Origin of the sequence: Flavobacterium sp. (genome assembly GCF_021151785.1) — a bacterium.
Classification (GTDB): Bacteria; Bacteroidota; Bacteroidia; order Flavobacteriales; family Flavobacteriaceae; genus Flavobacterium.
This window is the reverse complement of sequence record NZ_JAGKWP010000081.1, coordinates 1-10,053: the sequence shown is the minus strand read 5'-3', so window position 1 is coordinate 10,053 and position 10,053 is coordinate 1. Positions and strand designations below refer to the sequence as shown.

The following is a 10,053-nucleotide window of genomic DNA, read 5'->3' as shown; positions in this document are numbered from 1 at the left end:
AATATTGATAACATAAAATCATTGTCTAATGAAAATGAAGTAGAAGTTATTGATGTTAAGGCTTTATATGATAGACTAAAACAAATTTCAAAAAATGATTGGTCAAAAATATTTGACTTAGGAGAACAAACAAAAATATTTGACAGCCTTGAATTAATGAATTTAAAATCTGTGCAAAAATCAATTTCAAAAAATGATATTGTGAAAGAAGTGAATGTTTTAAATGCATACAAATCAATTAAAAAATTAAATAAATTTGGTGTTAAAATTTAATTACATTTATTGTGAATATTTTTCAAATACCTGTTAAATAAATTAGTTATTTTATTTATTACATAAACTAAACCTATAAATTAAAAGTTATCAACTTTTAATTTATTATTTGAGAAAATGCTGTTAAAAATTTTCAACAAGTTCCCAAAACAAGTTCATAAGGAAAAAGAAACCGTAAAGACTGGGAAACAAATCACTTTTGCTCCTAACCTCTTTCTTGTTGAAACGCTTTTCATAGACCTTTTTAATCCAGTAAACATACAAACAAAAAAGGACCGCTTTTCAGCTGTCCTTTTTTTTCTTTTATAGTTGTAATACTCATCACCTGTCATACAGGCTTCTTACAGCTACAAAACTATTTAATCAATCTCCTCTACAAATATAAGGGGTTCTATTGGGTAAAAAAAACGTTATTCTGCCTAAATTTAAAAATTAAGTAAAAATACTTAATTGATAGGCGTATTAATAATGAACTCTTTTTTGTTTTTATCAAGGCTCCAGCTTTCCTTTAACATAATACCATTTGCCATGTACTTCTTTAAACGTTGATTTTTCATGATGCACTTGGGCTTGGCCTTTGGCATCTAAGAAATAGGCTTTAAACGTTACGGTTTGTGCCGTACTTGCTAGTACTTCTAATTTTAGCCAAGTATTTTGTTGGGCCCACTCGAGGATTTCTCTTTTAGAGGTAAAACGCCTTTCTGCTAAACTAGTCGTTTGAAATAAATAGTCCGCCAAATGCAACGTAAATGCCGTATATCGGGAACGCATTAACGCTTCTGCCGTGGGAGCAGAATGGTTGGTAATATAAGGCATACAGCATTGCGCTAGTGCTTTTTGACTTCCACAGGGACACGTTTTATTCATCTGTTGGGTTCTTTGGGTTAACTTGGGCTAAAATGGCTTTTTTCTTGGCTAAAGCGGCTTCTTTTTTAGTTTGCTGCTTTTTCTTCTTATCGTCGGCTTTCTTCTTGTGAGCCAATCGATTGGTTTCGTTACGTCGTCCCATTTACTTTTTGTATGATTTGAAACAGGGTTTCGTTCGTGTTGATCAAATAGGCTACAATGTCTTGCAATGCTACTTCTTCATCGTATACTTGGGCGTACTTCTTCCAATGGTCAAACTGCAATACTTCGTTAATTTTTTGAATGCGTTTGGCCGTTTCATTAGCGTTTCTTAGCAATTGTCCACGGTAATTTGGGTCGTTTTTATGATAAAACAAAGCCTGATTAGCCACCCAATCAATTTCAATATAAAACCATTTTTCAGTTTCATTGTTAGGGTAAAAATCTGTCCAACGCGCATATCCTACCACTGTACTTTGGTTTTTGTAAGCTGCTTGAGTTTCCAAACGCCATCTGCAATTGGCCGCCCTACCCCAATGGTTAGATTTTCTGTACACGCCTTGTTCGGTAAAAAAATAGGCACTTCCAGACGCACTTTTATAATGAAGGGTTTGTCCTGCTATTATACTGGAATCCACCTGCTTAAACAAGCAAAAGGTATGCTGATGAAAATTGAATCGATTGTACATTAAAAAGCCAATAATTTGAGTTCCCAAATTGTTTTTTGTGTAGTACCAAAGCTCTTTGTCTTGGGCGTAAATTGCACTTTTTGTGTTATTCTAGTGGTCGTTTGGTTCGCGTTGTGCTGCGTGGTTAAATCATAACTGATGTTGAAATACGTTTCTCCCATGCCCTCTTCTTTAAAATTTGTACATGAAAAAGTAGTGCTCGTCTGCCTAACTTTATTCAACAAGTCTAGCAAAGGAATATTTTTAGACGTTGTAGCTGTTATATCAAGAACTTCCAGTTGCGTTAGCGCAAAGTCTAACAAAATGGCTTTTTTGATTTCCTCCTGCTCGGCTCCGTCTTTGGCTTGTGCCAATGCCGTTAAATACGCATAAAAATCAACTATTTTTTGTTGCGCCTGATTTTGATAGGCTTCATATACCGCTACTGGAAAAGCCGCCTTGATGGAAGCTTTTACAACCGATTTTTCATTTGCACTTTCCTCATTTGGTTGGGTCAACTCTTTTTTTACGCTGTTTGAAGTGCTTTGGGCTAATAGGCTTACAGTGAAAACTAAAAACAAGCAAGCCGTCAGTGTCCATTTCCTATTTAGGGCTGTGTAATTCGGATCCATTTTATTCTTTTTTGTTCGTCTTGTTGCAGTTCCACAATATTCATTTTTTTCAATGAAGGAGAAGGAATTATCAGTTTTTGAGCAAATTCTTCTTTGTTGAAATACTCTGCTCCCAAATTGTTGGGTAACATGACAATGACTTCCAGATCATCGGCTAATATTTTTTGCAATTGTTGCTTTCGAGTTTGCCAATTTTTAATATCACTTTTCATGAAGGCTTTTACTATCAAAGCGTAATCATTTGGCTTTAATTCAATAGTAGACAACGGCTCATTAGGTTGTATTACCATTTTCTTAGGTTCATAAAAAGGACTTTTCAACACAACTTGTGTGGGTTTCGTAAACTCCATTTTAGTTTTCGACAACTCAATTGGTTTTTCTATGGTGTCTTCAATAACATAAGCTTTTACCTCTTCTTTGGCCACCGTATCCTTGGTATAACTGTTTTGCAATTGAAGCGTTTCGTCTTTATTACTTTTATTTTCCATCCACCACACTCCGCCTATTAATCCTACCAGCAACATTCCGCCTATGACTAAATAGAAATAAGAAAATGGGGTTTTTGAAATGGGGTTTACTTGTTCTAGGATAGGTGTTTGAGGTTGTAACTTTTTAAATGTAAATTCTTCCCAACTCCCACATTGGGCATAGCTACATAAAATAGCTAACATGTCTTTTCGTGGTAGTTTTACATTAACTTCAGGCTTTAAATGCGTATAAATCCATTTCTCACTAATGGTTTGCTTGGTTTGGGATTGGATATCATCCATCAAATTTAAAATATCCTGAGAAGTAAAACTTTTCCAATTTCCCATAAAGTACGGATGGCTTTCTTTGTATTGCCTTAGTACTTGCTCTTTGAGTTGGTAAAAAAGTTCTAATTCCGTCATATTTACTAGGTGTAAATGTCGTTTTCTTTTCGTTTTTCTTCACTGTAAATCGACTGTAAATGTACTGAAAAAACTTTACAGTAAGGCTACAGCGGTTTTACCCAAGTTATTTTTACCATTCATTCTAGGTTTGCTGCATCAAACTTTAAAAACAGATAACAATGAAAACAAAACATTTTTTATTAGGAGCTTTTGCACTAGTTGGTTCTAGCTTATTGGCGCAACATTCAGGAAACGTAAATACAAAAGAAGCGGCAAGTGGAAACTATAATTATCAAAATCAGTATCAAAACCCAACCGTAAACACTATTACGACCTCCTACAGTTCAGACACGGAGATGGTCATTCAAATTAAAGGCATCTACAATGAAAAGGCGACTAGTCAGCGTGCCGTTTTTAGTATTTTACAAGTGGGTAAAACAGCTGAAGAAGTAACCCTTTTAATGGATGAACGAATGGAACAAGTTATGAAAGACATTAAAGCCTTTAATCCAGAAATTGAAGTTGTGATTGATTTAATTTCGTTTATTCCTTCTTATGATTATGAAGTGCAAAAAAAATTGTTTAATCCTAAAACGTATAACGAAAAACCATCGGGGTTTGAATTGAAAAAGAATTTAATCATTAAGTACAAAAACACAAACGATTTGAACAAAATTATGTCCATTTGCGCGAAACAAGAAATTTATGATTTAGCTAAAGTAGATTATGTAACGACTAATTTAGATCATATTCGAGATGTGTTACAAATGAAGGCTTCTGAGGAATATAAACAAATGTTAACCAATTATTCGGCAATTATGAATATGGATTTGTTTAAAAAAGAGAAAACATTAGTAGAAGGTTATGCTACAACCTATCCGATGGAAAGTTATAAATCGTATAGTGCTTACAGTCAGGCAGCGATTAACTTTGCCCCTGATTCACAAGTAAATCAAATCAAAAAAAACACAACTCAATTTTATGATGCCGCACTAGCTAAATCGCATACTTTTGTTGTTAATGCGGATATTACTGAACCTACTATTCAAATTTTTTATGATTTGACCATACGTATTAAATTAAGGGAAGATCAATTACCTAAAAATACCATTATAAGAAACAATCGCTATTACATTATTACGGCGGCTGGAGACATCAAACCACTGGCTTTATAATTACACTACCCCCAGATTAAACGCTTGGGGGTATTTTTATGAAAAGAAAATCAAATTTAAACCAAATAAGTCCGCTTAATTAGCAAACTCACACCATAACTAGACAAAAAAATGAGATTAATCCTTTCCACTTTACTTTTACTTTTTTCTTATCATGCTTTTGGTCAAGACCCAAGCTGTGAACTGGTCATAACGTTAAAGAACGTGAATGTAAAAAAGTATTCGTATAGGTTCTTTACTGATACTGCATTCAATACATCCGCTACAAATACAATTGCTTCACATGTAAAAACAGGAAAAATAATTGGACACGAACATACAGAAAGTGCCCTTTCAAAAACTCAAGATGGGAAATTGATTATCACAACTTACTCTTCTGATTATTGTTATCCAAATTCACAAATCAAGAACCAACTGCGAATACTAATCCGCCGAGCGCATATCAAAACAGGTGAAGTTGATTTTATGTTTGCAGACTGTCCGTTAAAGAACGGAAAATATAACATCCTTGTAGAAAAATTTCGTAAAGGCCAACGAGATTATGAACTTTATGAAACAATGGAAAGATATAGCGACAGTGAAAATGTCGATTATGGAGGCGATCAAAGGCGTGAATTAACTAAGGTTAATATTTATATCAATTAAAACCACGTTCAATCTATAAGGCAAAAAAGAACATTTATTATTAAATTACTATCTTGACGCAAGTTTTTTACCCAAAGAACATCTAAATACCATAAAAGCCTTTGGAAGAAAAAGAATTCATACAACAATTAAAAAAGAACGACGAAAAAGCGTTCCAATTGTTGGTAGATTTATTTTCCAAAAAAGTGTACAACACTTGTGTCGGGATGCTTCAAAACATGGAAGATGCGGAAGACGTGACACAAGAAATTTTCATCACCATTCATTTGAATATTGGTTTATTTAAAGAAGAATCTTCCTTATCTACTTGGATTTATAGAATATCGGTGAATAAATGTTTGGAATTTATCCGAAAGAAGCAACGTAAAAAAAGGTTGGGTGTTTTTAAGTCAATTTTTACTTCTGATGGAGAGAAAGCACTTGAAAATCATACCGATTTTGTTCATCCAGGCGTTCAATTAGAACAACAAGAGCTTGCAAAAATTCTTTTTAAAGCGATTGATTTGTTGCCAGAACAACAACGAACCGCTTATGTTTTACACAAGTTAGATCAAGTGAGCTACAATGAAATTGCGGGTATTATGAAAGTTTCATTATCATCTGTAGAATCGTTGTTGTTTCGTGCTAAACAAAATTTGAAGAAGCATTTAGCTACTTATTATGAAGAAAATGAAAAATAAGCGCAAGTTTTTAAAACAAATAACATCTATACAAATATGAATGCAAAAGAAAATTGGATAGAAGAAACCCTAAACTCACTAGACGGAATACAACGTGTAGAAGTGCCGTTGTCTCTCAACAATGCTTTGCTAAATCACTCAAGACAAAAAGAAATTGTTATGACTGCATCTCAAAAATGGATGATTGCAGCTTGTATATTGGTTCTTTTGGCGGTGAATTTGATTACAATTACACAGTATTCCGAGAGTTCTAAAAACTATGTGGCAAGGGATGACAAAAATGTAGTTTACAAAGAATATTTTTCAAGTGATTATTAATTCTTGGATAGAAAATAGAGTGAAATTATAAGTTAAGTATTTAAAGTTCCTTAATGAATCTTAATGTCTTAATGTTTTAAAAATAGAATCATGAACAATACTAAATTTTTAAAAGTAATAATCATCCTTTTGTTATTTATCAACATTAGTACCATTGCTTTTATGTGGTTTAATAGGCCGCAACCTAAAGGCAATATCGGTGATTTTTTTGCAAAAGAATTGCATTTTACCGATAAGCAAAAAGAGCAATTTGCAGTGTTAAGAGACGAGCATAGAGAACAAAGACAATCTTTAAGTAAAGAGAATAAAGAAAAACATGATGCTTATTTCAACTTGCTTAAAAATGCTACTGTTGATTCGGTTGCTATTAAAAATGCCATTTCAGAACTGTTAAAAATCAGAGAAAAAGAAGAATTAGGAACGTTCATTCATTTTCAAAAAGTGAGAGCTATTTGTGATGAAAATCAAAAGAAAAAATTTGATGAAATTATCGGTGAAGCAGCTAGAATGATGGCGCCAAAACCACCTAGAGATGGGCAATGTCCACCAGGAGGAGAAGATGGACCGTCGCCACCAAGACCCTAAATTATGTGTAGAAAGTTAGTATTATTATTTACTATAATTGTTGCATTGTTTTGTCTTTCTTTTCAGATTGCTTCAGGAAAGAAAAACATTCAATTTATAATAAAACCAATGTTCAATACTGAGGCTTTGGTTTTGAATACGACAAAATATAATACGGATACTAACGATACGGTTTCGATTACAACATTAAAATTTTATATATCAAATTTGGTTGTAGAATATGAAGATGGAACACGTTTTAAAGACAAACAATCTGTTCGTTTAATTGATGTAGAACGTTTAGAAACCCTTTCGTTTCAATTAAAACAAACACCAGATTTGAAAATGAAACGTATCTATTTCCAAATAGGAATTGATAGTTTAACCAATGTTTCTGGAAATTTAGATGGTGATTTAGATCCAGCGCTTGGAATGTATTGGGCTTGGAATTCAGGTTATATCAATATGAAATTGGAAGGCAAAAGTTCCAGTTGCAAATCAGTTAAAAAAGAGTTTCAGTTTCATATTGGAGGCTATTTGCCACAACAAAATGCCTTGCAGGAAATGAGTTTGGTTATGCCAGAAAATGCCGAAACCATTCATCTAAAAGTGGATTTGAATAAGTGGTTGAGTAACGTCGCTTTGAAAGAAAATAATTCTTTGATGATTCCTGGAAAAAAAGCTATTGAAATGGCTAAATGTTATAAAAATATGTTTACAATTGAATAAAAGAAGACTCATATTGTTTGTTATTACACTAATTTGCATTTTTCTTTTTTCATGGAAAAGTTCAGGTTACAAAGAATTTTATGTGCCAAAAGGTTGGCCCAAGCCGGTGTATGATTTTAAAAAGAATCCTTTGTCAGAGCAAGGATTTGAGTTAGGAAGAAAATTGTTTTATGACCCTATATTGTCTAGAGATAGTACTATTTCTTGTGCAAGTTGTCATTTACAATATACTGGTTTTGCTCATACTGATCATGCTTTGAGTCATGGTATTGAAGGTAGAATAGGAACTCGCAATGCTATGTCAATTATGAATTTAGCTTGGACAAAATTATTTCATTGGGACGGAGGCGTGATAAGTTTAGAAACACAACCCATTAATCCAATTACTAATCCATTAGAAATGGATAATGCGTTGGTTAATGTTTTAAAAAAAATCAATCAATCGAAACACTATCAAAAGATGTTTTATAATGTTTTTGGAGATAGTGTGGCAACGACAAAGAATTTATTAAAAGCAATTTCACAATACACCGTGAGTTTAGTGACTTATAATTCAAAGTATGATAAAGTAATGCGACATGAAAAAGACGTGTTTTTCTCTTCGCAAGAAAAGAATGGATATGAATTATTTAAAAGAAATTGTGTAACGTGTCATAATGAACCAATGTTAACCAACAATAGTTTTGCAGATAATGGTTTGCCTTTGGACACCGACTATAAAGATTATGGAAGGGTTACGATTACTCAAAATCCTAAAGATAGTTTTAATTTTAGAGTGCCAACCTTAAGAAATATTGAATTTACTTATCCGTACATGCATGATGGACGTTTTAAAAAATTAAAAGAAGTCATTAATTTTTACACTGATGGAAGAGTAAAGCGAAGAACATTGGCTAGAGAGTTACAAAAGCCAATTCGATTGAGTGAGAATGAGAAAAAGGATTTAATTGCCTTTTTATTGACTCTTACGGATAAAGAATTTTTATTTAATCCAAAATATAGCTATCCTAACAATAAAACTAAAACTAACCAATATAATGAAAAATAATCTTTTTTATCTTTTAGCATTTGTTTTGTTACAATCTGCATTTGCGCAAACCAATCCAGCTATAACGAAGTGGTTGCAAAACAACACAACTACAGGTACCTATTATACTTCTGGAAATTCAACGGCTATTTCTAATGGTATTTTAGTCAATTGTCAACAAGTGCGCTATTCTGCTAATTTTGTTTATGTAAATGCAACTGGAATTCCAGCGTATCCTGTTGGACCATATTTAGACGGTAACCCGAATCAAGCTGGAAATCAGAATTCGATATTTAAGTTTCCTTTGATTCCAACTCCAAATACAGGAACACCAACTGCGACAGGATTAGGAAATATAGGAGTTTTTATTAATGGCGTAGCAATATTTAATTATTCAGATGCTGTAAGCTGGAAAAATTCTACGGGAGCGTTTGCGGGTGGTCCATTAGGAGGAGCAGGAGATGGCGTTTGGAATAGAGATGCTATTAAGTATGAAAGAGCAGGATTTGATTGTTCTAAAGGACATCCAGCGGGTACTAATTACCACCATCATCAAAATCCATCTGCTTTTAAAAACGATTTAAATTTAATTTCAAACGTTTGTAATTTGTATGACGCTGATGGTTTGTATGTTATCAATGCTTCACAACATTCACCATTACTTGGCTTTGCTTATGATGGATACCCAATTTATGGTGCCTATGCTTATGCAAATGCTGACGGAACAGGTGGAATAGTTAGAATGAAATCAAGTTACCAATTAAGAAATATTACGACTAGAACAACTAATGCAAGTGGTGCTACTGTTACTGCAGGACCTCCAGTAAATACGACCTATCCATTAGGAAGTTTTCAAGAAGATTATGAGTATGTAGCTCACACAGGAGATGCTAGTTATTTGGACGTTCACAACGGAAGATTTTGTGTTACTCCGGAATATCCAAGCGGAATATATTGTTATTTTGCAACAGTTGATGTGAATCACAATTCAGTTTATCCTTATATAATTGGACCAACTTATTATGGCGTATATGCTAACAGAAAAGTAACTTCTGTCACTGAAAATACTACAAATTATGTACCTAACTTAGTAAATCAAGATTTTGATTTAGACCAATCTGAAATTACTATATTTCCAAATCCAACCTCTGATTTGATAATAATTCAAATTGGAGCTATTGTTGAAAAAGAGTGTACTATTGATTTGATTGATATGAACGGAAAAGTAATTTTGTCTAATAAAATAAATCAAGGGCAAACACTAAGTTATTTAGATATTCAAACCGTGCACTCAGGTGTTTATTTTGTGAAAATTTCAAATGGAAATTCAACTAAAATTTCTAAAGTGATTATTGAATAAGAAACGTATTAAAGAAGTTCCATAAAGCAAAAAAAGTCAATATGAATGTAAATACGTTTTACCATCTTGTACTTACTGATTGTTATTCAGATATTGAAGATTGGGATAAATTCAATTCTCATTTTATAGAAATAAAAAATAGACTTTAAAGAAATAACACATAACATATTGGTTATAAGATTAAAAGGTATTGAATTAATTTTTCTTATATTACCACTAAAATTTATGAAGAATTAGAAATTAATTTAAGATATAATGTAATTG

Annotated in this window: 14 protein-coding genes; 9 read left to right on the top strand and 5 right to left on the bottom strand. The window is 32.7% G+C overall.

Going from position 1 to position 10,053, the window contains the following annotated elements; all coding sequences use genetic code 11:
* A partial coding sequence (locus QZ824_RS08845; RefSeq protein ID WP_291275659.1) for a hypothetical protein occupies positions 1 to 273 on the top strand: 273 nt, incomplete at its 5' end.
* A gap of 489 nt (positions 274 to 762) precedes the next feature.
* Here the strand turns inward: QZ824_RS08845 and QZ824_RS08840 are convergent.
* The 5 genes from QZ824_RS08840 to QZ824_RS08820 are packed head-to-tail and all read right to left on the bottom strand — an operon-like array spanning position 763 to position 3,309.
* Positions 763 to 1,140 carry a YchJ family metal-binding protein gene (locus QZ824_RS08840; RefSeq protein ID WP_291275658.1) on the bottom strand — a complete coding sequence of 126 codons (378 nt, stop codon included), beginning with the start codon at positions 1,138 to 1,140 and terminating at the stop codon, positions 763 to 765.
* Positions 1,133 to 1,282, bottom strand: coding sequence for a hypothetical protein (locus tag QZ824_RS08835; protein WP_291275657.1), 150 nt, complete (start codon positions 1,280 to 1,282; stop codon positions 1,133 to 1,135). The genes QZ824_RS08840 and QZ824_RS08835 overlap by 8 nt, the downstream gene beginning before the upstream one ends.
* The gene (locus QZ824_RS08830) at positions 1,269 to 1,808 is read right to left on the bottom strand and encodes a hypothetical protein (RefSeq protein ID WP_291275656.1); all 540 of its coding nucleotides are present in this window, start codon (positions 1,806 to 1,808) and stop codon (positions 1,269 to 1,271) included. Before QZ824_RS08830 ends, QZ824_RS08835 begins: the two co-directional genes overlap by 14 nt.
* Complete coding sequence (locus QZ824_RS08825; protein ID WP_291275655.1) at positions 1,808 to 2,419, bottom strand: hypothetical protein; 612 nt, start codon at positions 2,417 to 2,419, stop codon at positions 1,808 to 1,810. The genes QZ824_RS08830 and QZ824_RS08825 overlap by 1 nt, the downstream gene beginning before the upstream one ends.
* Positions 2,395 to 3,309 (bottom strand): hypothetical protein, encoded by a 915-nt coding sequence (locus QZ824_RS08820; RefSeq protein ID WP_291275654.1) that lies wholly within the window; start codon positions 3,307 to 3,309, stop codon positions 2,395 to 2,397. Before QZ824_RS08820 ends, QZ824_RS08825 begins: the two co-directional genes overlap by 25 nt.
* A gap of 161 nt (positions 3,310 to 3,470) precedes the next feature.
* Between QZ824_RS08820 and QZ824_RS08815 the strand changes: the two genes are divergently transcribed.
* The 8 genes from QZ824_RS08815 to QZ824_RS08780 all read left to right on the top strand — a co-directional run bounded on the left by QZ824_RS08815 (position 3,471) and on the right by QZ824_RS08780 (position 9,789).
* Positions 3,471 to 4,466 carry an SIMPL domain-containing protein gene (locus QZ824_RS08815; protein ID WP_291275653.1) on the top strand — a complete coding sequence of 332 codons (996 nt, stop codon included), beginning with the start codon at positions 3,471 to 3,473 and terminating at the stop codon, positions 4,464 to 4,466.
* A 111-nt stretch (positions 4,467 to 4,577) separates the two neighbouring features.
* Positions 4,578 to 5,111, top strand: a complete 534-nt coding sequence (locus QZ824_RS08810; RefSeq protein WP_291275652.1) for a hypothetical protein — start codon at positions 4,578 to 4,580, stop codon at positions 5,109 to 5,111.
* Positions 5,112 to 5,212: 101 nt separating this feature from the next.
* On the top strand, positions 5,213 to 5,791 hold the full coding sequence (locus QZ824_RS08805) for an RNA polymerase sigma factor (protein WP_291275651.1): 579 nt from the start codon (positions 5,213 to 5,215) through the stop codon (positions 5,789 to 5,791).
* 36 nt (positions 5,792 to 5,827) lie between these two features.
* Positions 5,828 to 6,109 (top strand): hypothetical protein, encoded by a 282-nt coding sequence (locus QZ824_RS08800; RefSeq protein WP_291275650.1) that lies wholly within the window; start codon positions 5,828 to 5,830, stop codon positions 6,107 to 6,109.
* 90 nt (positions 6,110 to 6,199) lie between these two features.
* A complete protein-coding gene (locus tag QZ824_RS08795) occupies positions 6,200 to 6,694 on the top strand; it encodes a Spy/CpxP family protein refolding chaperone (protein WP_291275649.1) in 495 nt (164 codons plus the stop codon).
* A gap of 3 nt (positions 6,695 to 6,697) precedes the next feature.
* Positions 6,698 to 7,402, top strand: a complete 705-nt coding sequence (locus tag QZ824_RS08790) for an MbnP family protein (RefSeq protein WP_291275648.1) — start codon at positions 6,698 to 6,700, stop codon at positions 7,400 to 7,402.
* Between the two features lie 82 nt (positions 7,403 to 7,484).
* A complete protein-coding gene (locus QZ824_RS08785; protein ID WP_291275647.1) occupies positions 7,485 to 8,450 on the top strand; it encodes a cytochrome c peroxidase in 966 nt (321 codons plus the stop codon).
* Positions 8,440 to 9,789, top strand: a complete 1,350-nt coding sequence (locus tag QZ824_RS08780; protein ID WP_291275646.1) for a YHYH protein — start codon at positions 8,440 to 8,442, stop codon at positions 9,787 to 9,789. The genes QZ824_RS08785 and QZ824_RS08780 overlap by 11 nt, the downstream gene beginning before the upstream one ends.
* Positions 9,790 to 10,053 lie beyond the last annotated feature (264 nt).

Excerpts from the sequence above, each read along its gene's own strand:
- QZ824_RS08800 (WP_291275650.1), top strand. The coding sequence starts at position 5,828 with ATGAATGCAAAAGAAAATTGGATAGAAGAAACCCTAAACTCACTAGAC.
- QZ824_RS08780 (WP_291275646.1), top strand. The coding sequence starts at position 8,440 with ATGAAAAATAATCTTTTTTATCTTTTAGCATTTGTTTTGTTACAATCT.
- QZ824_RS08790 (WP_291275648.1), top strand. The coding sequence starts at position 6,698 with ATGTGTAGAAAGTTAGTATTATTATTTACTATAATTGTTGCATTGTTT.
- QZ824_RS08815 (WP_291275653.1), top strand. The coding sequence starts at position 3,471 with ATGAAAACAAAACATTTTTTATTAGGAGCTTTTGCACTAGTTGGTTCT.
- QZ824_RS08825 (WP_291275655.1), bottom strand. The coding sequence starts at position 2,419 with ATGGATCCGAATTACACAGCCCTAAATAGGAAATGGACACTGACGGCT.
- QZ824_RS08810 (WP_291275652.1), top strand. The coding sequence starts at position 4,578 with ATGAGATTAATCCTTTCCACTTTACTTTTACTTTTTTCTTATCATGCT.
- QZ824_RS08795 (WP_291275649.1), top strand. The coding sequence starts at position 6,200 with ATGAACAATACTAAATTTTTAAAAGTAATAATCATCCTTTTGTTATTT.
- QZ824_RS08830 (WP_291275656.1), bottom strand. The coding sequence starts at position 1,808 with ATGTACAATCGATTCAATTTTCATCAGCATACCTTTTGCTTGTTTAAG.
- QZ824_RS08820 (WP_291275654.1), bottom strand. The coding sequence starts at position 3,309 with ATGACGGAATTAGAACTTTTTTACCAACTCAAAGAGCAAGTACTAAGG.
- QZ824_RS08840 (WP_291275658.1), bottom strand. The coding sequence starts at position 1,140 with ATGAATAAAACGTGTCCCTGTGGAAGTCAAAAAGCACTAGCGCAATGC.
- QZ824_RS08835 (WP_291275657.1), bottom strand. The coding sequence starts at position 1,282 with ATGGGACGACGTAACGAAACCAATCGATTGGCTCACAAGAAGAAAGCC.